A 21,988-nucleotide genomic window follows, 5' to 3' on the forward strand; every position below is an offset into this window, starting at 1 on the left:
GAGGAACCTCGTTTAAAAAGAAACGCTCAAAGGCATGTTGTGGTAAGAATAGGTAACATAAAATAAGAAAAATGAAAGATGTGAAAAGCATCTCTCTCATTTCCCTTTGCTCCCCTAGCTAAATGCATTTAGCTCCCCATATGATAGGGGAATGATTTATGAGACAAAGAGGCGTTATGGCAGAGGCATCATCAATTATCCTCGGAGGCGGTTGCTTCTGGTGTGTTGAGGCGATTTTTAAGGGATTGCGTGGTGTTATAACCGCTAAACCCGGTTATGCAGGCGGGCATACGGAGCATCCACAGTACAAAGAGGTATGCACAGGCCATACAGGCCATACGGAAGTTGTAGAGCTTCGTTTTGATCCGCGCGAGATTAGCCTTGAAGATATTCTGCGTGTTTTCTTCACCACGCATGACCCAACACAACTTAATCGACAAGGCGATGATGTGGGGACGCAATATCGGTCCGTTATTTTTGGAGATGAGGCCCAGCAAGCCATAGCGCGGACAATTCGTGATGAGGTTGCCGCGCAAGGGATTTGGAATGACCCCATCGTAACAGCGATTGAAGGTCCGGCTCATTTTTGGGAGGCCGAAGCAGACCACCATGATTACTTTGCGCGCAACCCCGAAACCGCTTATTGCGCCGCCGTAGTGGCCCCTAAGGTTGCTAAGGCACGCAAGCTTTATCGCGATCGTCTAAAGCCAGCAGACTAGGATAGTCTTTCCCCCAAAAGGTGGCGGGCTGTTATTCTTCACTTTCTAGTAAGATGCGGTCCGTCTCTTCATCATAATCGAATAGGTTAGCATAACGTGCCCACGAGATGGCCGTGTTTAATGTCTGCCGAGCAAAGCTTATCGACATAGACTCTTCCAATCGCCGCCGAAAGACGTCTGCATCAATAGCGTGGCTATTGCGTTCATCCAATGTACCGCGAATCAATTTTAACAGTGGAACAGCATGAAGCAGAGCGGCACGCATAATATCGCGCCGTGCATCGGCATCGGCTTCCACAAAGGTACGTCCGGTTTGGGTTAAGATAATATCGCCATCTTCAAGGTCAGCGAAATCCAATAATTGCAATGTTTCTCCTAATGGGAAAAGATCATCCAAGGTCATTTGGAGATGTTGGGCCAATTCTGGGAGGTCAGCACGGCCAGAATGAGGCGCATGTTCCAACGCCTCCATAAGCCCGACCAACATCTCGATAGATAAATCAGGCAAGACAAGGAATAGCTCGCTTTCATCCTGTATCTCTGCCGATGGCATGGCTTCCGCCTCCGAGACACTAGGGGCGCGCAAGGTCATCAATGTATAAATCTGGTCCACAAAATGACGGAACTGCTCATCATGCCGGTTACGCGGGTGCGGGAAGGGGACACGGATTTCATGCGTGATGCGCCCCGGCCCCGATGAAAAGAGCAATATCCGGTCACACATTAAAACGGCTTCTTCAATCGCATGGGTTGCGAGAACCATAGCTTTAAGCGGGCCTAGGCGATGTTCCTGCCATAATTCAATCAAATCGGTTCGCAGATTTTCGGCACTCAGATGGTCAATATTTAAAAAAGGCTCATCTAGTAACAAAATCTCAGGTTGGCGAGCTAGGGCACGTGTCAGAGAGGTACGCTCTGCTAACGCATCGGATAATTCTCTCGGATAAGCCCCCTCATAGCCATCCATATCCAACACCTCGATAATCGCACTGGCTATTTTTTCCCGCTCTGCTTTGGGTTGGCGTTTAGCTTCTAGGGCAAGGAGAATATTCTCCCGTACGGTCAACCACGGGAAAAGAACATCATCTTGCAAAATGATGGATACCCCCTCCAAAGCTAGGGGAGTGGCTTTATCATCCTTCCAAAAAATAGTGCCCGTTTTAGGCTGCTCAAGCCCGGCCATGATTTTTAATAAGCTTGATTTACCAGAGCCAGAACGCCCCACAAGGCCTAGAATCTCACCCTCTTGCACCTCCATATTAATCTGCTCAACAATAGGAAGGTCTTGGTTACGGGCCTTTTGAGCAACTTGTGTACAGTCAACCAGGCGTAGAAGTGTATTCATGAGTTAAATCCCATAACGGCGCGTTACGCGCTCTTGTAACGGCATACACACTCCCCAGCGTACAGATAGGGCAAGTGCGGTCATTAAGGCGAGGAAGAGCATCTCTTGACCATAATGCTGACCATGTAACATCGCATAAAGCGTAGATGTTGGAGACGATAGTGCTCCATCATGGCCCAGAAAGCTCACTAGATACACATTATCCCAGAAGAAAGGGAGGGCGAGTGCAATGGACTCAAAAAGGATGGGATATAGTAAGGGCAATCTAACCTTCTGCCATAGAGGCAAACTGGGTAAATGTAATTGCTCACCCATAAGGAATAGTCGTTTTATATCCTCTTTCTTCGATTTATAGGCGATATTCCATCCTACAATACCTAATGATGCTAGTGCTGGCAAAGATATAGCAGGAATGATGTTCTCTAAATAAGGGAACATCACATATATAGGAAAGAGGCTCACAACAAAGCCAACATAGCTTATTAGCTTTTGGGAGGGTTCAGGTAAGCCTAAAATTAGGCCTCCTATATAGCTCCAGAAAAGCCCAATAATGCAGACAGCCGCTAAAACATAACTTAGAGGCCCTAAAAAACGGAGACTATCAACCGGCCATGGCCACATCAGATAGGTTAAAAAACCAGCTGATAAAATGAGGATAACCATTTGTGAGACAACGTTATAATCACGCCATTTCATCATCAAGCGTGATTCAGGGGGCGCTTTCTTGAAGTTGTCTAGGCTGCACACAGCATAGCGTTTACCATGCCCGAGCAAGGGGGCTATTAAGCCATGCTGAACAAGGGCCATCAAACCAAGGCTCATAATAATTACAAGCCATATTGCCGCTACATGATGTTGCACTAAAGCCGTATAGGCATGGCCTCCCAAACCCGGATGCCATTCTGGATGGCAGAAGGCGAGCAGATATTCCCCCCCAAAGAGGCAAAGCCAGAAATCTGGGAGATTTAACAAGACAGACTGCACAAGCTCCGGGAAGGCAAAAGGTACATGTAATCGCCAGAACATCTGCCCATAACCCAGCCGTAATGCGCGTGCTGTCTTCAAAAACTCTGTTGGGATGTCGTGCCCTGTCTTTAAAGTTGCATATAAGCTGCGTGCAATGAGGCTAAAAGCGGCCATACATGCGATGCTCCAAAAGGAGGGGAGCACGGCAGAGAATAAGCCAAGCAAACAAAGGGAGGGAATCTCTGCCAAAATTACTGTTACTGCAGAGAGGCCCCGCCTGATAAAAGCTGAATAAGCTGCAAGGGATAATAGGGCGAACTGACCGATAGCTGCGCCTAACAAAGCGGCGGCGACTTCGCCTAGCGTCCAAAAGGCAGCGTTCCATAATGGGGGAAGAAAGGCAAACGCCTTCAAGCCAAAGCCGAGGGAAAGCCCATATAAGGCCCCAAGCATTAACGCACAGCAGGATAAGCCACTGCCGCCATGTGCGACCAACCAACGCAGACAGCTGCCCTCAATGCGCGAGATAAGAGCAAAGGAGAGGAGATGCTTCCTCATGGGCAGAAAAACTCCCGTTAATGGCCCGTACTGCCAAAGCCGTTATGGCCACGCTCTGTTGTATCAAGGCTTTCACATTCCTGCCACGCTATTTTGACAACAGGCGCAAGGACGGCCTGCGCAATCCTCATCCCACGATGTATCACAAAATCCTCAGCCCCAGCATTAATGAGAATAATGCGTATCTCCCCGCGATAATCTTCATCAATCGTGCCGGGACTATTGGGGACCATAATTCCGTACTTTAGCGCAAGGCCAGAGCGTGGGCGGATTTGTAATTCGTACCCTGCTGGTAAGGCGATAGACAAGCCGGTGGGAATTAAAGCACGTTCCCCAGCTTTGATGGTGAGGGGGGCCTCCACAGCGGCTTGCATATCCACCCCCGCTGCCCCGGCTGTCCCATAAGCGGGGAGGTCTAAATCGTGGCCATGAGGCAGCCGTACAATACGAACCGTTACAGACGCTGACATAATTTAAGGAGCCTCTTGATGAAAAAATGAAGCAATTTTATCCGCTAGGTGCTGAGCAAGGTCCTGCTTGGACATTTCAGGCCATGGTTCCACCCCAGAGCCTGTCAGGAATAGAACCTGGTTCTCTGCCCCGCCAAATTGATGCTTGCTGACATCATTCGCTAACAGCCAATCACATCCTTTCTTTTGCCGCTTTTGCTGCGCATAGTCTTGTAGGTGAGTCGTCTCAGCAGCGAACCCCACGACCAAAGCAGGCCGTTGCTCTGCATGTGAGAGGGTAGCGAGAATATCGGGGTTTTCCACTAAGGAGAGGGTAGGGGCGGCTTCATCCCCCTTTTTCTTGATTTTATGGGCTTGTATCGTATCAGCGCGCCAATCACTGACAGCGGCTACGCAAATGGCAGCATCAACGGGTAAGTGAGCCAAACAAGCTTCATACATCTCTTGTGCTGTTTGGACATTAATCCGCGTAACATGAGGGGGTGTTGGTAAGGATACAGGACCACTTATAAGATGCACCTCCGCCCCACGGGCAGCGAGGGCCTCTGCAATGGCATAGCCCTGCAAACCTGATGAGCGGTTTGATATAAACCGCACCGGGTCAATCGGTTCAACTGTAGGGCCGGCTGTGACCAAAATACGCCGCCCTTTTAAATCAGCCTGCTTATGAGAGATAATGTCTCGGATGGCAGTAAGAATGACCTCAGGCTCGGCTAGACGACCACGTCCCGTTTCCCCACAGGCAACATCACCATGCGCAGGGCCGATTATCTTTACGCCTCGTTGTTGCAATAGAGCTACATTGGCTTGTGTGGCAGGATTCTCCCACATATGCGGATTCATCGCAGGGGCGAGTAAGATGGGGGCATCCGTGGCGAGTAAAAGAGTTGTTGCGAGGTCATCAGCCATACCATGCGCCATGCGTGCCATGAGATTTGCTGTTGCAGGGCATACTACAATAGCATCAGCCGAGCGCGCTAAAGAAATATGCCCGATATCACTCTCACCTCCCGGTTGAAAAAGCTCTGTATGAACAGCCTGACCGCACAGCACTTCTACCGATAAAGGGGTAATGAAATGATGAGCGGCGTGCGTCATGACGGGGACAACCTCTACCCCATCACGCTTGAGCTGCCGTGCAACATCCAACGCTTTATAAGCGGCAATACCACCGCTTATGATGAGTAGAATACGGGCCATCTCTTAAAGCCGCCAACCAGAATGAATAGCGACAATCCCACCTGAGAGATTTTGGTAAGAGACACACTCCATCCCTGCTTGGCGCATCATTCCCGCTAATGTCTCTTGGTCTGGGAACATACGAATACTCTCGGCGAGATATTGGTAGCTTTCTGCATCCCCAGCAATCATCTGGCCCATGCGTGGGAGCACCTGAAAGGACCAGAGGTCATAAAGCGCGGAGAGGGCTACAATATCTACTTTAGAGAACTCAAGGCATAAAAAACGACCACCGGGCTTTAGGACGCGCCGTACTTCGCGCAATACAGCCTCTTTATCCGTACAATTCCGTAATCCAAATGCCATGGAGACCCTATCCATTGAGGCATCAGGGAAGGGGAGTGATTCGGCATCAATGACGCACACATCCATCTTCCCGATCAAACCGGCATTGATAGCGCGTTGCCGCCCTACCTCTAACATGGCCTCGTTAATATCTGAGAGGACAGCGCGCCCTCCACCACGGCGTAGCCAACCAAAGGTAATGTCCCCCGTCCCACCGGCTAAATCCAACAGGTGATGGTTGGGTTGAGGCGAGAGCATAGTGACGAAAATGCGCTTCCAAACGCGATGAATCCCTAGGGACATCGCATCATTCATCACGTCATATTTTCCTGCAACACTTTCAAAAACCTGCCTGACAAGGGGTTTCTTCTCGTGGCGAGGAACATCACGATAGCCGAAATCAGCGCGCTCATTATCAAAATCGGCTGACGGCGAGGAGGGAATATGGGAAGAATGGGTCTCAGTCATAAAACCATCGTTATCTCATTATGAGGATTTATGCCAGAACTCCCAGAAGTAGAAACTAGCCTTCAAAATATGAAGCCTCGCCTTATGGGGCGGAGTTTTGGGAAGATTGACGTAAATCGCCCTAATTTACGCACCCCTTTTCCCGCTGGGCTGGCAACGATTCCACTTCATCACCCCATTATAGCGTTACGGCGGCGGGCTAAATACATCTTGATCGATTTTCAACATGGGTGGAGCCTACTGATTCATCTCGGTATGTCTGGCCGTCTTTTTATCGATCCGACTATATCCGCACCCGCTTCGCGCAAACATGAGCATCTCGTATTTTGGACGAATGATGACCAGCGCATTGCTTTTGTTGATGCGCGCCGTTTCGGCATGGTGGTTTTGTTCCGCACAGATGAGGAGAGGCAGCAGCCCCAGCTTGCTCATCTTGGGATAGAACCTCTATCGTCCCATTTTACAGCAGATTACCTTTACGGGCTGTACCGTACAATACGGATGCCGTTAAAGACGGCCTTGCTAGACCAAAGGAAAATCGTAGGGCTTGGCAATATCTATGTTTGTGAGGCCCTGTTCCGTGCGGGATTGCATCCCCAAAGGGAGGCAAAAAGCTTAACCCAGCAAGACGCTGTTAGGCTGCATCACGCTATTATTGAGATTTTAGATGCTGCTATCAAAGCGGGAGGGTCAACCTTACGGGATTATGTACATACAGACGGTACACCGGGAGCATTTCAGAAACTTCACCTTGTTTATGGGAGAGAGGGCGAATCTTGCTCTATTTGCACTGAGGTGGGACGCGACGTTTTTATTGAACGCATAAAGCAAAATGGGCGTTCAACCTTCTTCTGCCCTCATTGTCAGAAAAATGAAGAGAATGCTTGACGAGACTTAAACAGAAGGGTAGATGGCAAGCATCATTTTTAGCGAACTATCCGCAGGAAACTTGAAGCTCATGGCAAATAACGCATCCGCCCGTAAACGCATCCGTCAGAATGAACGCCGCCGTCTGCGTAATGCGTCTCGCCTCTCTCGTATGCGGACCTTCATTAAAGCTGTTGAAAAGGCAATTCTTTCTGGCGATAAGGCAGCTGCTTCAGAGGCTCTCCGCGCGGCACAGCCGGAAATGCAGCGTGCTGCAGGGAAAGGTGTGATCGCACGTAATACGGTTAGCCGTAAGTTGTCTCGCCTTTCAGCACGTATTAAGTCTCTTTCTGCGGCTTAATTTATCTTTGTGGATCTATGGTCCGCCTATCGTCTGGCGTTAGCTAGAACGGTTGGGAGCGCGCCTGATGGCGCGTTCTTTTTTCCTGGTTAGAGAGTTAGCCATAGATTAATTATTACATAAACCCTGCCGGTCGAGATAGGAAAACGCAAAGTTGTTTCTCACGGCGGTAAAAAGACTTGATTAGCCTTCCCAGCGGGCATTACCCTTGCTGGACTCAGATACGATTATAATGGAGATCAGAAGTGGAAAAAGCTCAGGATGCTGCTGCTATGGCCTCTTCTGATATTGCCGCTCTTAAGGCTGCTTGGCTTCGCATTTGCGAACGCTTGAAAGATGAAGTTGGTGACGTTGAATATCGTATGTGGATTCAACGTATTACCTTAGGGGCGTTGGACGAAGATGAGATCACATTATATTTGCCAGAGCGTTTTTTAAGGGATTGGGTCCGTGCTCAATATGGGCAAAGGCTCCAATCACTTTGGCGAGAAGAAAGCTCATCCGTCCAGCATGTAGAATTAAAAATTGACAAAAAGATACAGCGTATAAATGAGCAGACTCATCGCGCTGTAGAACGACAAGTTGAAGTTGCATCTACAGCCACTATAGGTGAGATGGCTCATGATGATGCAGTGGCGTTAGAGCATGATGAACTTCCCGCCTTTGCATCAAATATTGAAATGCGTAATGATCTTTCTGTCCCGCTAGACCGTCGCTTTACCTTCGATAACTTCGTTGTTGGTAAACCAAATGAGTTTGCTTATGCTTGCGCTGGGCGTGTAGCAGATCACCCCGCCAGTCCCGGATTCAATCCCTTATTTCTTTATGGAGGGGTCGGCCTGGGCAAAACCCACCTTATGCATGCTATTGGTCTAAAACTGATGAGCCGGGGTAATATTTCTGTCGCCTATATGTCGGCCGAAAAATTTATGTATCGTTTTATTGCTTCGATGCAGTCTAAATCTCAAATGGAGTTTAAAGAACAATTAAGGTCTGTCGATGTTTTGATGATTGATGATCTGCAATTTCTCATTGGTAAAAATAGTACACAAGAAGAGTTCTTCCATACATTTAATGCGCTTGTTGATGCAGGGCGGCAAATCATTGTTAGTGCAGATAAAAGCCCCTCCGATCTATCAGGGTTGGAGGACCGGCTGCGGACTCGCCTAGGCTGCGGGATGGTTGCGGATATTCATGCCACAACCTTTGAATTGCGTATTTCCATCCTTGAGGCAAAAGCGAAAGCATCGGGTACGCCTGTCCCGCCAAAAGTTCTGGAATATTTAGCGCATAAAATCACTACTAATGTGCGTGAGCTGGAAGGCGCGTTAAATCGCCTCATCGCCCATGCAGATTTGGTTGGCCGTCCTGTTACGCTGGAATCAACGCAGGATGTCCTTAAGGACATGCTCAAAGCGCATGAGCGGCGCGTTACGATTGATGAAATTCAGCGGAAAGTTGTGGAGCATTTTAATATTCGTCTAACAGATATGTCTTCCGCTCGTAGGGCGCGCGCTGTTGCGCGGCCACGGCAGATTGCTATGTATCTTGCTAAGCAACTCACAAGCCGGAGCCTGCCAGAAATTGGCCGAAAATTTGGTAATCGAGACCATACAACTGTCATGCATGCCGTTAACCGCGTCGCAGAGCTTATGGAACAGGACCCTGGCTTGGCAGAAAGTGTAGAGCTATTAAAGCACATGCTAGAAAGCTAAAATCGCTTTCAAAATATTCTTTTCCTTGTTAGAAGGCCGTACCACACGCTTTCGGTAAGATTTGGGGTTATCATGAAATTTAAGGTTGATCGCGCGCCGCTCCTGCGTGCTTTGTCCCATGTTAATGGTGTTGCCGAAAAGCGAAATACCATCCCCATTCTTGCCAATGTTTTGCTAGAGCATGACGGCGAGACCCTGCGTTTAACTGCTACGGATATGGAGATTGCTGTTGTGGAGGAGATTCCCTCCACAGCGACACGCGCGGGTGCAGTGACCATCCCTGCTGCTGTTCTTTTTGAGATTGTCCGCAAATTGCCCGATGGTGCAGAGATTGAGTTTAATCAGGAGAGCGCAGAAGAGCCACTTCACCTGCGGGCCGGGCGGTACGCTACGAGCTTGAATGTTCTGCCGGTGGATGATTTCCCTGCTATGGTTGCAGGGGACCTTCTTCATCATTTCACCATTCAAGCGGGAGAGTTGCGGACTCTCATTGACCGTACGCGCTTTGCTATGTCTAATGAGGAAACGCGTTATTACCTAAACGGTATTTACCTCCATGTCGTGTTGGAGGAGAAGAAAAATTATCTCCGTGCAGTTGCGACAGATGGGCACCGTCTAGCCAAGGTGGATACGGAAGCCCCTCTCGGTATTAAATCCATGCCCGGCATTATTGTTCCGCGCAAAACAGTTACAGAAGTGCGAAAGCTGCTGGATAATGATAGTGCGGATGTCGAGGTAGCTCTTTCTGAGACGCGCATCCAATTTCGTATTGGTTCCATCTTGCTGACCTCTAAGCTTGTGGATGGGACATTCCCGGAATATTCACGCGTTATCCCGCAGAATAACAGTCGCATCTTGCGCGTTAGTAAGCAGGATCTTGCAGCAGCCGTTGGACGTGTGGCAGCGATTAGCCAAGAACGCTCTCGCCCTATCAAGCTGACGGTAACAAAGAATCATCTCACTCTCTCAGCGATCAGTCCCGACCAAGGGATTGCCCAAGAAGAGTTGGATGAAAATAGCGTCACTTACGATAGTGATGAGGTAGAGATCGGCTTCCAAGCGCGCTATTTGACGGATATTACCGACCAAATTGATGCAGAAGCTGAATTTGCACTAGCTGATAGCTCCTCACCGACATTGATTCGCGATACGGAGCAGCCTGCTGTTCTTTACGTTCTTATGCCTATCCGGGTTTAAGTGCCGCCTTGCGGTTACACCGTCTTACCTTAACGGATTTCCGTAATTATCGCCGTTGTGTTTGGGAGCCCGCTGCCAGTATCTCTGTCCTCACCGGGGAGAATGGCAGCGGAAAGACCAATCTTTTAGAGGCCCTTTCTCTCCTTGCGCCGGGGCAGGGTTTGTTAAGTTCCCCGGCGTCTCTTTTACCGCGTCATGGAACGACAGATTGGGGTATAACCGCACATTTGGAGAGAGGTGAGCATGCTTTTCAGCTCGCCACTGGGGTTGCAGCGGGGAAGGGCCGCCGTGTTTTCCTATTAGATGGGGAGAAACCACGCACTCACGCAGAGATTGCTCAGCTTTATTCTTGTGTGTGGCTTACCCCACAAATGGATCGCTTATTTTTAGATGGAGCCTCTGGGCGCAGGCGTTTTCTAGACCGTCTTACTGTGGCTCTTATCCCAGACCATACTCAGCAACTTATCGCACATGAACGCTCCGTGACGAGCCGTAACCGTGTCTTACAAGAGCATCCTCAAGAAACAGCTTGGCTTGATTCGCTCGAAACATCCATAAGTCGTCACGCTGTCGCAGCAACAGTTGGGCGAATGAATCTCATAGAGATGCTCACCACAACCCCTTTTGGGAATAAGGCCTTTCCTCATACGGTAATGGAGCTGCATTGCCCCATTGCAGAGGCTCTTAGGGCAAAACCAGCTATAGAGGTTGAGGACTGGTTGCGCCAGGCCCTCAAGCAAGCACGTCAGCAGGACCAAGCCCGCAAAAGTACGTCCCTCGGTGCACATCGGGCTGATATGAGCTTAAAAGATCAAGCAACAGGGCGGGACGCTATACAATCCAGCAGTGGGCAGAAAAAAATCATGCTGCTAAGTATTATCCTTTCTCATGCAGAAGCTATAACGCATCTTTTAGGATATGCTCCGCTCATTTTGCTTGATGAACCACTAGTTCATCTTGATGAAAACCGGCGTATTAATTTGATGGAAAGTTTGCGTGCTTTAAAAACAACCATCCTCTTAACCGGTACAGAAGCCGCGTTATTTTCTCCCCTTCGAGGTCATGCAGATTTTATAACCATTCGTAACGGTACATTGCATGCCTCTGCCTAAGCAAATACGGGGAATAGTACTGGTCAGAAGAAGCTTCTCACAGTATATTCATATCAAATTTCTCTTGCCCCAACTGGAGTAATGCGTAGGCATGTCAGAATCCCCAAACCAACCGGGAAACCTCTCTTCCAATCATGAGGAGTATGACGCATCGTCTATCTCTGTTTTGCGTGGGTTAGATGCCGTTCGCAAACGCCCCGGGATGTATATTGGCGATACAGACGATGGTTCTGGCCTGCATCATATGGTTTTTGAGATCATTGATAATGCTGTGGACGAAGTGCAAGCGGGCTTTGCGTCTTACTGTAAACTCACCCTGAATGGTGATGGCTCTGTCACTGTACGTGATAATGGCCGGGGCATCCCAACAGACATGCATGAAGAAGAGGGAATCAGCGCAGCTGAGGTTGTGCTAACAAAACTTCATGCTGGCGGAAAATTTAATCAGAACTCCTATAAAGTCTCCGGTGGGTTGCACGGGGTAGGGGCTGCTGTTGTTAATGCTCTTTCAGAAACGATGGATGTACGCATCTGGCGACAAGGGAAAGAACATCGTATCAGCTTCCGTCACGGGGAGCCTGTAGCACCGCTTGAAATCGTCGGGGAGTCCTCTGAGGAAGGTGGTACAGAGGTCACCTTCAAACCAAGTGCTGAGACATTCTCCAAAACGGAGTTTGATTTTAGTATCTTAGAGCGGCGTGTGCGTGAGCTAGCGTTCCTTAATTCCGGTATGCGGATTATCCTGCGGGATGAACGCCATAGCGAACCACGTGAAGTTATCTTCCATTATGAAGGTGGGCTGACTGCCTTTGTCCAATGGCTCAATAGCTCTAAAACAGCCTTAATTGATCCTCCCATCACAGGAGAGTTGCAAGATGAGGCCTCCGGTATTCGTGTAGAGTTTGCATTATGCTGGAATGATAGCTTCCACGAGACGATGTTGTGCTTTACCAACAACATCCCTCAACGCGATGGAGGCACGCATCTTGCGGGGTTCCGTCAAGCGTTAACGCGCGCCGTTGGAAAATATGCGACTCAATTAAGTAGTCGAAAAGAGACAAATAACCTCACAGGTGAGGATATGCGCGAGGGTCTCTCTGCTGTCCTCTCCGTTAAGGTGCCGGATCCAAAGTTCTCTTCCCAAACTAAAGATAAGCTGGTTTCCTCCGAGGTTCAGCCCGTTGTCCATACCATTGCTGCTGATATGATTAGCCATTGGTTTGAGACCCACCCGAAGGAAGGCCGCACCGTTATTGCGAAAATAGCCGATGCTGCTAATGCCCGTGAGGCTGCTCGCCGTGCTCGTGAGTTGACACGTCGTAAGGGCATTTTGGATGTGTCGTCCCTACCGGGGAAGCTGGCTGATTGTCAGGAGCGTAACCCAGAAGGCGCAGAATTATTTATCGTTGAGGGTGATTCCGCTGGGGGAACGGCCAAGCAAGGGCGGGATAGGCGTTTCCAAGCGATTTTGCCGCTACGTGGTAAAATCCTCAATATCGAACGCGCCCGCTTTGACCGCATGTTAAGCTCTGCGGAGATTGGTACGCTTATTACAGCCCTTGGGACAGGGATTGGCCATGGCCCTGTGGAGCAGGGAGGCTTTAACATTGAGAAGCTTCGCTACCATAAGATAGTCATTATGACTGATGCGGATGTGGATGGCTCCCATATTCGGACTTTGCTACTAACTTTCTTTTTCCGTCAAATGCCGCAACTTATTGAGAACGGGCATCTTTATATCGCGCAACCACCGCTTTTCCGCGCTAAACGCGGGCAAGAGGAGCGGTATCTTAAAGATGAGCCGGCTCTTGATGCTTATCTGCTCGATAAAGCCCTCCATAACGCCGCTCTTACGCAGCATGATGGTCAATCCTTAACAGGGGAAGCGTTGCGTGTAGTCATTGATCGGTTGAGTAATATTGCTCAAGATTTACGCGCGCTTTCTGCTCGGATTCCGCTGTGGATTATGGACCAAGCTGCTGTGAGTGGCATTATTGATGCTGAGGCTTCGGCGCGTGAACAAGCTCTTGATCGCTTTCGTACACGGCTTGAAGAAGCCTCGCCTGAGAATGAACGAGGCTGGCAGGTTCAATGTGAGGGCGATGCCATCATATGCCGCCGCTTCTTGCGTGGTGTGGGAGAGCGTTATGTGTTCGAGCCTACGCTTCTGCGCTCTAGTGAAGCACGGCGTCTCCGTATGCAGCAAGAATGGTTAGCGCAGATTTTTGCTCAGCCCGTCACATTGCAGTTAGACCAGAAAGAACATCACTTCTTTGGTCCGGGGCTGTTGATGGAGCAAGTCCTTACACAAGGTCGGCGCGGGTTAGCTATCAACCGCTTTAAAGGCCTTGGTGAGATGAATGATGAGCAGCTCTGGCACACAACGCTCGACCCGGCTACTCGTACCCTTCTGCAAGTACAGGTTGGTGATAGTGAGGATGCTGACCAAGTATTTTCTACCTTAATGGGGGATGTTGTGGAGCCTCGGCGTGAGTTTATCGTCGATAATGCTCTAAAGGTCGCTAATCTTGATGTTTGAGTGCTTTATGGATCGTCTTTATCGCATCGCATGGCTCTCTGCTCTTTTAATAGGGGGGAGCTGCTTTGGGGGGGCAAGGGTTGGGATGGCCCAACCATCTCCCTCACACGCCGCTGTGATGCCGAGAGAGACCTCCACAGGGCAGAATGTTCATCTTCATTACAACATGTATGTACGTGGTTATCATTTTGTAAATGTTGATGCTGATTATGTGCTGCAACCTTGGGGTTATGGCATACAGACGCATCTTTATAGTGTTGGTTTAGCAAGTTGGTTTTTTACGGTTAATTTGCTCAGCACCGCGCAAGGTCATTTCAATGAAGTAGACACGCGGCCTCTATCTTATGATAATCGTGGCTTCTCCCGAGGAGAAGAGCTGCATACACATATTGAGTTCGACCATACAGGCCCTCATGTCACGGTGCTTCAACCGCCAGAAACAGGGCGAGAAGCTATGCCAGAAGTGGAGTTTCGGCAGTCTGTGGATATGCTCAGCTATCTCGTTGGACTAGTCCATCACATGGATGTTCGTCAGAACTGCACTACGGGACAATCTGTTTTTGATGGGATTCGTCTTTCTTACATGGATATGCACGGCCCCTTTAAGACAACACTTCCAACAGACCATCATCCTTTCTATACCGGGGATGCGATGCGATGCGATTTTACGGGGAAGCAGATTGGCGGTTTCTCTATAGGTTCCCCCTTTAAGGATGCAAAAGCAACACCTCATCCCGGGTCTGTATGGTTTGTTCGGGACCCAAAAGCGGGGCTAATCCCAGTACGGTTACAATTCTCGCATCCCAAAATAGGGATGCTCTTGGTCGTCTTACAAACGCCCCCTTATTTATCGGCTGTTCCTGCTCAAGCAGCTCCAAAATAATGTTACGAGGTCATTTATGAGTTCCACAACCACTGCCATTATTTTGGCCGCCGGGATGGGGACGCGTATGAAGTCCCGCTACCCTAAAGCAATGCAACGCCTAGGGAACCGCCCTATGATTGGCCATTTGCTAGAGACAGCCCAACATAGTGTTGACCAAATTATCGTTGTGGTCGGCCCGGGGATGGAGGAGCTTACCCATTATGTTCAGCCGCATCAAACTGTTATTCAGACCGAGCGGTTAGGGACGGGACATGCAGCGAAAATAGGCGTCTCTTCGCTGACAGAGGGGAAAGCTGTTATCCTCTATGCGGATAATCCCCTTCTCACAGAAGATACAATGCAACGTCTGTTAGAGGCTCATACGCACGATAACAAACTATCCCTTTTGGGTATGCGTCCGCACAATCCGGGGCATTATGGACGTATTATTGTGGACCAAAAGGGAATGGTCGAACGTATTGTTGAGTATAAAGATGCCACCGAGGCAGAAAAACAGACGACCCTTTGTAATGCTGGGATGATGTGTGCTGATGTAAACGACCTTAAGCGGTGGTTAGCGGAAATTACCCCTAATAATGCGCAAAATGAATATTATCTGACAGATATTGTCGCCTTTGCTGCACGTGAAGGCCATGTAACATGCGTTGAGGGTGGGGAGGAAGAACTTGCGGGCATTAATTCCCGCGCGGAATTAGCGCAAGCTGAAGCACGGCTCCAAGATAGATTGCGTATTCACGCTATGGAGCAGGGGGTTACGTTAATTGACCCTGCCAGTACTTTCCTCAGTACGGATACAAAGCTCGCCACTGATGTCACCATTGAGCCACATGTTTTCATTGGCCCCGGCGTTACGCTGGAGGAAGGCTGTCTTATTCGTGCTTTTTCACATTTGGAGGGATGTCACGTTAAAACAAATGCAGTGATAGGGCCTTATGCCCGCCTACGACCGGGGACGCTTTGCCATGAAGAAACGCATGTTGGTAATTTTGTAGAGCTTAAAAATACGACTCTTGGAGCAGGTAGTAAGGTTAACCATCTCAGCTATTTGGGTGATAGTGAGGTTGGCACTCGCAGCAATATTGGGGCCGGAAGCATTAGCTGTAATTATGATGGCGTCTTTAAACATAAAACGATGATTGGTGATGATTGTTTTATAGGCTCCAACAGCGTTATGGTGGCTCCTGTAAAGATAGAAAATGAGGCGATGACAGCTGCAGGCAGTATCATCACTCATGATGTCCCAGCGGGGGCTCTTGCCTTTGGGCGTGCACGTCAGGCAAATAAGCTGGAGCAAGGGCGTGCCCTTCAAGCAGCGTTGAAGAAAAAGAAGGAGCGGGGCTAATGTGTGGTATTTGTGGTGTTGTTGGACATCGTCCCGCTACTCCTATCGTTTTTGAAGGATTACGGCGGCTAGAATATCGTGGTTATGATTCTGCCGGTATTGCTACAGTTAAAGATGGGAAGATTGCGCGGTGCCGTGCAGCAGGGAAGCTGGATAATTTAAAGCATGCGTTGGAGAAAACACCGCTCTCTGGCACAACGGGGATTGGCCATACCCGTTGGGCAACGCATGGTGCCCCTACAACACAAAATGCTCACCCTCATCATGCTGGACATGTTGCAATTGTCCATAATGGCATTATTGAAAATTTTGCTGATCTCAAACGCAGCTTAGAAGCTAAAGGCCGCACCTTTGAGACAGAGACGGACTCAGAGGCCGTAGCGCATCTCTTAGATGATTATATTCAACAAGGACTATCCCCTAAAGATGCCGCTTTTGCAACAATCAAGCAGTTGCAGGGGGCTTACGCTATTGCCATGATTTTTGAGGGGCATGATAATTTGCTCATCGGTGCGCGGCATGGTGCTCCTCTAGCCGTTGGGTATGGGGAAGGGGAGATGTTTCTCGGTTCTGACAGTTTGGCGTTAGCACCACTTTCTAATCAAATTACCTACTTAGAGGATGGCGACTGGTGCATCCTGACACGGGATCATATTGAGATTTTGGATGGGCAGGGCAAAGCTGTTCATCGTCCTATTCAGACGGCTTCCCTTACTACAGGGCAGATTGGTAAAGATGGCTATCGCCATTTTATGGAGAAAGAGCTGCATGAGCATCCTGTAGCGATTGGACAAACTCTCCAACGAATTACAGACCCCGTTACACGGCGTATTGCTTTACCGCCTATGCCTTTTGACGTTGCCACTTTGCCACGGGTAACTATCACTGCTTGTGGATCTGCTTTTTATGCAGGAATGGTAGGCCGTTATTGGCTAGAGGAATTGGCACGCCTTCCCATTGATATTGATGTTGCTTCAGAGCTTCGCTATCGCAATCCGCCACAACCCGATCGTGGTCTCGCGCTACTTATCTCCCAATCAGGCGAAACAGCTGATACACTCGGTGTTTTACGAGAGCTTAAAGCCGCGGGGCAGCATGTTGTTTCAGTCTTAAATGTAGAACATTCTACCATGGGCCGTGAAAGTGACCTTGTTCTTGGCATGGTTGCTGGACCAGAAATTTCAGTCGCATCCACGAAGGCCTTCACCGCACAACTCTCTGTTCTGGCAGCCTTAACGCTTGATTTTGCTCGTCAACGTTCTCTTCTTGATGAAGCTAAAGAACGTGAATTAACCGATAGTCTTTTGGATCTTCCTTCTCACGCGATGGAAGTTTTAGGGTTATTCGACGCAATTCGTAGTATGGCTCGCATCATCGCTCAAGCACGTGATGTTTTATATTTAGGCCGAGGCATCTGTATGCCCATTGCTCAGGAGGGAGCGCTAAAACTCAAAGAGATTAGTTATATTCACGCTGAGGCTTATGCAGCAGGTGAACTCAAACATGGGCCTATCAGTCTTATTGACCCCAGCGTGCCGGTTGTAGCCATTGCACCATCCACTATTTTGTTTGAGAAAACACTCTCCAATTTACAAGAGGCACGTGCACGTGGCGGCCGCATCCTTGTCTTTACGGATGCCAAGGGAGCAGAGCAATTAAAGGATATTGCAGAACATATTATTATCCTACCGGATGTTAATGCCTTTGTAGCTCCCATCCTTTATACAATCCCCGTGCAGATTTTGGCATATGAGGTTGCTTTGCTGAAAGGGACGGATGTGGACCAACCGCGCAATTTGGCAAAATCTGTCACAGTTGAATGAACTAATATTTTTCTAATTCAGTGCATCCAAGAGGGGGTGAGGGCCTGGGTTGCGCAATAATGGTTTTGTGCGTAATCTCACAATAAGGCTAGCAAAATGGATAGGGGAGATGTCTGATGGAAGTGGGGCTTGCTGAGGTTCTACTAACACTTGCCTTTCTGCTCGCTCTAATCAGTTTTATTCCCCCTCTGGCGAAGAAAATCAATCTACCAGAAACGGTCATTATCGCTCTCTTAGGGATCGCCTTAGGAGGGATATCCTCCCTTATTAATAGCTCTATGGGGCTGGATCTATTGGAGGGTCCAGCAAGTGCTTTATTATCATTCCCTATCGATAGTGAAGGTTTTCTACTCATCTTTCTCCCTTTGTTAGTTTTTAAAGGGGCGATGGGGATAAATGTCCGTAGCCTCACACATGAAATTGCAACAGTACTGCTATTAGCTATTGTAGCGGTGATCGTATCTACAGCTACAATCGGCTTTGCTTTATACCCCTTTGCTCAACAAACCTTGGTAGCTTGTCTCTTACTTGGTGCTATTGTTGCTACGACAGACCCTTCGGCAGTGGCAAGCATCTTTCGTGAGATTGGGGCTGCCGCGCGGTTAAGCCGCTTAGTAGAAGGGGAGGCCCTTCTTAATGATGCTGCCGCTATTGCCATCTTCACTATCCTTGTCGCTGCTATTACAGCACATCATGAAATCAGTTTTAGTGAGGCCTGTACCGATTTTTTAGCTAATTTTGGTGGGGCCATCATCATTGGTGTGGCCGTTGCACGGCTAGCCTTACTTATGATCACTTCAATTAGTGGTTATCCTGCCGCAGAAATTACTCTTTCACTCGTACTCCCATACGGTGTTTATATTTTATGTGATGATATTTTAGGGTTTTCCGGTGTTGTTGCCACTGCCTCTGCCGGTCTCACTATCTCAGCATATGGTCCTTCAACGTTCCGTCCACAAACATGGCATTTTCTTAAAGAATTGTGGGAGCAATTAGAATTCTGGGCGAGCACCCTTGTGTTTATGCTTGCAGCATTACTCGTCCCCAGGATGATGATCGGCATTACTCGCTGGGATCTAGTCCTTATTGTCATCGCCAGTTTAGCTGGTTTATTCGCACGAGCTGTTGTGATCTTCGGCATGCTCCCAATTCTGACATTTACGCGTTTATCTCCACCCGTCCCAACGCGTTTTAAAGTTACTATGGCATGGGGTGGCTTGCGCGGAGCGATTACTCTAGCCCTAGCTTTAGCAGTTAATGAAAACCCACATATTAATGATTCCATCACGCATTTTGTAGGGATTGTCGCGACGGGTTTTGTGCTCGTTACCTTACTTATAAACGGGACGACGCTACGCTCATTAGTTTTATTTTTGAAATTAGACCGCTTATCGCCCATTGATGAAGCTTTGCGTAATCAGATTATCGGTATTGGTCTTAGCCATGTTGCGCAGCGAGTCGCGCATGTTTCAGATGAACTTAGTTTTAGTCTTCGCACGCGCAGCGGTGTTATTGGGCGTTTGGAACAACGAGCCGAAAAAGAGAAAGCTAGTAATAATTTTGAGACCGCTCTTAGTGACCGAGATAGGGTGAATCTTGCCCTACTGACTATTGCCAACCAAGAACGTTCTCTTTTACTAGACCTCTTTTGTGTCCAGGGGATGTCAAGCCGTCGTGTCATCGAGACATTATTACGCGCAATAGAAGCTATTGTTGATGCCACACAATTAGAAGGTCGGTACGGCTATGTTAAAACTCGTCGTAAAAGTCTTCAGCCTTCCTGGCGCCTTCGTTTTGCTCAAATGCTCCATCGACGCTTCCACATTGATCGTCCATTAACACTATGCATGATGGAACGTTTCGAGACACTTATCATTTCTCACCTTGTTTCGACCTCTTTGATTCGCTTTGTTCGCGAAAGGATGGAGCCAACATTAGGACGCCGCATTACAGAAATCGTTTCTGAAGTATTAGGCCGCCAGCGTAAACTCTTAGAAGATGCCTTAGCGACGTTGCGGCTACATTACTCTGGATATTCTGAAGCTTTGGAAAGTCGTCTATTGCGACAAATAGCCCTTCGATTAGAAGATGAAGAATATACAACCCTCGCAAAAGATAACCTTATTTCACAAGAGTTGCACCGCGAACTGCATCGTTCTATCGAACGACAAAGAACACGACTAGATACACCTCTGCGCTTCAATTTGCGGAGTGGGATTGAGCAACGCCTCCGGATGTTTCAAGCTTTTAATGGTGTCCCTGATGGCGCGTTGCATGAGCTGGCTGGGCGCGTCTTTATCTGTTTTCTCTCCCCAGGTGAGGTGTTAATCCACAAAGGAGAGCGTATCCATACAATCTATGCCCAAGTGGCAGGACTGGTAGAAAGCGCTACAAGTACGGACACTCAAGATGTCATGTTAGGGGCAGGGGATCTAATTGGGGCGAATAGCCATATACTCAAACAGCGCGCACAGAATACCGTCCGCTCTTTACAATTTTCTCATTTACTTGCTATCCCCCAAGCTGATTTTGATAAATTGTTAAAAACGTTCCCTATTGTAAAACGTCAAATTACTAGACGGCATGACATGCGCCTTGAGGGTACTTTAGGAGCCAATGTTGTTATTACAAAAGAAGGTGAAACAATCTCTCCTGCTCATGAGGCCGGCTTTATTATTTCCCCCCATGTTGAGAAATAGTAAACTTCTTATTAGACCATAGTGCTAATGGGGAATAGTTTTTTCGATAGCCGATTGGATGCCAATAAACCTAGTGTAGAAAGCAAAGCTCCTCCTGAATGCAGCAACCAAAATATACTATCGGGAATCTGATGTAACATAGCTGCTAATTTACCAACGAGGAGGTTCCCCAAAAAGATATGCAGTGTGAAACACGACATCAATGTCGTATTGTACCGCGATGGTGCATAACGGGAGAAGAGGGCCATACCAATAGGAAAAGTCATCCCGCAGCCTATATCGTTAACAATATGAAATGCCACACCCCACCAAAGACTCACTTGATGCAGTCTTGGAGAGAAGAATTCCCCGCTTATTAAAAACAATGGTCCCAATGTTGCAATTGCACTACCAATAATGATTTTTGCCATATCACGAACAGTACCATGATGAAGATCGTACCATTGCCAGAACCACAAAACGACAAACCCCGTTACCATACTGATGATACTGTCTAACGATATTAATGAACTAACAGGGCACGTAATACCAAGTATTGTAAGCTGATAATGCTCTTCACCCCAGAGAAGGTACCCGTCCATAATTTCTTGATTGGGAAGCACGCCTATTGCGAATAGAAGAACAAGCCAAAGAAGAAACAAAATGCGTTTTTTTTCTCTTTTAGAACAATGGGCTGTAGGAGAACTTTCAATGGAATCTAAGGGATATTGCCTTTCTGATGGTAAATAGTGGCAGCCTGTAAGATAAAAAAGTAAAGCAATAATCATTCCAGCAGCTGCCGTAAGAAAAGCCCAGTACCATACAATCGCACCTAAAAAAGAGCAGAGAAGAGGAGAAATAATTGCCATAATTTGAATACTCTGACTATATATCTGATAAGCATCGGACCGTCGACGATCCTCAAGTCTATAAAGTGCACCAACTTGTGCTTTCAAACTTCCTGAGAAACCCACACCAACTAAAAATAGTCCTATCGCTATAATAAAGTATTTTTCCACGGCCATGAGGCCGAAACTAACTGTTAACACGCTAATACCAATTAAGCTGGAGCGCGTGCGTCCTAAACCATGGTCAGCTATAAAACTTCCTATAAAAGGCGCGGCAAAAATCACCGCCATTATGAATCCAGAAAGACTACCAGCAGTGGCGTCCACACCGCTCGGATTATAAAAAAATTGATTAACAGTCAGGAGGGACTGTAACCCTATAACATGCTGAACTCGTTCTGAATGCTGCAAGAGGTCTTTGAGATAAAGTACTAAAATAGAGAGCATTCCATATTGGGCAAACGATAACCATCCTTCTGTCCCAAAGAGCACCCATAAGCCCTTAGGATGTCCCCAAATTTCTGTCGCGTTTAAATTTCGTTCGTTAGATGAATGACTAATCATCAGGAG

The 21,988-nt window shown here is 48.1% G+C and carries 17 protein-coding genes; 11 read left to right on the plus strand and 6 right to left on the minus strand.

What is annotated here, in order from left to right:
* Nucleotides 1–176: 176 nt before the first annotated feature.
* A complete protein-coding gene (msrA, locus tag NQF64_RS02685; protein WP_266106585.1) occupies nt 177–719 on the plus strand; it encodes a peptide-methionine (S)-S-oxide reductase MsrA in 543 nt (180 codons plus the stop codon).
* Nucleotides 720–750: 31 nt separating this feature from the next.
* Here the strand turns inward: msrA and NQF64_RS02690 are convergent, their stop codons facing one another.
* From NQF64_RS02690 to NQF64_RS02710, 5 genes are read right to left on the minus strand one after another with little or no spacing between them, the layout of a single operon-like run.
* Nucleotides 751–2,064 (minus strand): ABC transporter ATP-binding protein, encoded by a 1,314-nt coding sequence (locus NQF64_RS02690; protein ID WP_266106376.1) that lies wholly within the window; start codon nt 2,062–2,064, stop codon nt 751–753.
* Nucleotides 2,065–2,067: 3 nt separating this feature from the next.
* Nucleotides 2,068–3,588, minus strand: a complete 1,521-nt coding sequence (locus NQF64_RS02695) for an ABC transporter permease subunit (RefSeq protein WP_266106377.1) — start codon at nt 3,586–3,588, stop codon at nt 2,068–2,070.
* 17 nt (nt 3,589–3,605) lie between these two features.
* Nucleotides 3,606–4,058, minus strand: coding sequence for a dUTP diphosphatase (dut, locus tag NQF64_RS02700; protein WP_155579327.1), 453 nt, complete (start codon nt 4,056–4,058; stop codon nt 3,606–3,608).
* A gap of 3 nt (nt 4,059–4,061) precedes the next feature.
* Nucleotides 4,062–5,258 carry a bifunctional phosphopantothenoylcysteine decarboxylase/phosphopantothenate--cysteine ligase CoaBC gene (gene coaBC, locus NQF64_RS02705; RefSeq protein WP_266106378.1) on the minus strand — a complete coding sequence of 399 codons (1,197 nt, stop codon included), beginning with the start codon at nt 5,256–5,258 and terminating at the stop codon, nt 4,062–4,064.
* A 3-nt stretch (nt 5,259–5,261) separates the two neighbouring features.
* Complete coding sequence (locus tag NQF64_RS02710; protein WP_266106379.1) at nt 5,262–6,050, minus strand: class I SAM-dependent methyltransferase; 789 nt, start codon at nt 6,048–6,050, stop codon at nt 5,262–5,264.
* Between the two features lie 30 nt (nt 6,051–6,080).
* Between NQF64_RS02710 and mutM the strand changes: the two genes are divergently transcribed.
* From mutM to NQF64_RS02760, 10 genes are all read left to right on the plus strand, one after another.
* Nucleotides 6,081–6,938: a bifunctional DNA-formamidopyrimidine glycosylase/DNA-(apurinic or apyrimidinic site) lyase gene (gene mutM / locus NQF64_RS02715; protein WP_266106380.1), complete on the plus strand. Its 858-nt coding sequence runs from the start codon at nt 6,081–6,083 to the stop codon at nt 6,936–6,938.
* Nucleotides 6,939–7,008: 70 nt separating this feature from the next.
* Nucleotides 7,009–7,278 carry a 30S ribosomal protein S20 gene (rpsT, locus tag NQF64_RS02720; protein WP_099027397.1) on the plus strand — a complete coding sequence of 90 codons (270 nt, stop codon included), beginning with the start codon at nt 7,009–7,011 and terminating at the stop codon, nt 7,276–7,278.
* 272 nt (nt 7,279–7,550) lie between these two features.
* Nucleotides 7,551–8,993, plus strand: a complete 1,443-nt coding sequence (dnaA, locus tag NQF64_RS02725; protein WP_219431078.1) for a chromosomal replication initiator protein DnaA — start codon at nt 7,551–7,553, stop codon at nt 8,991–8,993.
* Nucleotides 8,994–9,065: 72 nt separating this feature from the next.
* On the plus strand, nt 9,066–10,190 hold the full coding sequence (dnaN, locus tag NQF64_RS02730; protein ID WP_266106381.1) for a DNA polymerase III subunit beta: 1,125 nt from the start codon (nt 9,066–9,068) through the stop codon (nt 10,188–10,190).
* Nucleotides 10,191–10,198: 8 nt separating this feature from the next.
* Nucleotides 10,199–11,302: a DNA replication/repair protein RecF gene (gene recF, locus NQF64_RS02735; RefSeq protein ID WP_266106382.1), complete on the plus strand. Its 1,104-nt coding sequence runs from the start codon at nt 10,199–10,201 to the stop codon at nt 11,300–11,302.
* 91 nt (nt 11,303–11,393) lie between these two features.
* Entirely contained in the window at nt 11,394–13,841 is a 2,448-nt protein-coding gene (gyrB, locus tag NQF64_RS02740) for a DNA topoisomerase (ATP-hydrolyzing) subunit B (protein WP_266106383.1), read from the plus strand.
* On the plus strand, nt 13,834–14,724 hold the full coding sequence (locus tag NQF64_RS02745) for a DUF3108 domain-containing protein (protein ID WP_099027319.1): 891 nt from the start codon (nt 13,834–13,836) through the stop codon (nt 14,722–14,724). Before gyrB ends, NQF64_RS02745 begins: the two co-directional genes overlap by 8 nt.
* A gap of 16 nt (nt 14,725–14,740) precedes the next feature.
* A complete protein-coding gene (gene glmU, locus NQF64_RS02750) occupies nt 14,741–16,069 on the plus strand; it encodes a bifunctional UDP-N-acetylglucosamine diphosphorylase/glucosamine-1-phosphate N-acetyltransferase GlmU (protein ID WP_266106384.1) in 1,329 nt (442 codons plus the stop codon).
* Complete coding sequence (gene glmS, locus NQF64_RS02755) at nt 16,069–17,892, plus strand: glutamine--fructose-6-phosphate transaminase (isomerizing) (protein WP_266106385.1); 1,824 nt, start codon at nt 16,069–16,071, stop codon at nt 17,890–17,892. Before glmU ends, glmS begins: the two co-directional genes overlap by 1 nt.
* A gap of 116 nt (nt 17,893–18,008) precedes the next feature.
* Nucleotides 18,009–20,591 (plus strand): cation:proton antiporter, encoded by a 2,583-nt coding sequence (locus tag NQF64_RS02760; protein WP_257875186.1) that lies wholly within the window; start codon nt 18,009–18,011, stop codon nt 20,589–20,591.
* An 11-nt stretch (nt 20,592–20,602) separates the two neighbouring features.
* On the opposite strand, the gene NQF64_RS02765 is transcribed toward NQF64_RS02760, so the two are convergent.
* Nucleotides 20,603–21,982 (minus strand): peptide MFS transporter, encoded by a 1,380-nt coding sequence (locus tag NQF64_RS02765; protein WP_266106386.1) that lies wholly within the window; start codon nt 21,980–21,982, stop codon nt 20,603–20,605.
* Between the last annotated feature and the right edge of the window lie 6 nt (nt 21,983–21,988).

This window comes from Bombella saccharophila, from assembly GCF_026385475.1.
Taxonomy (GTDB): domain Bacteria; phylum Pseudomonadota; class Alphaproteobacteria; order Acetobacterales; family Acetobacteraceae; genus Bombella; species Bombella saccharophila.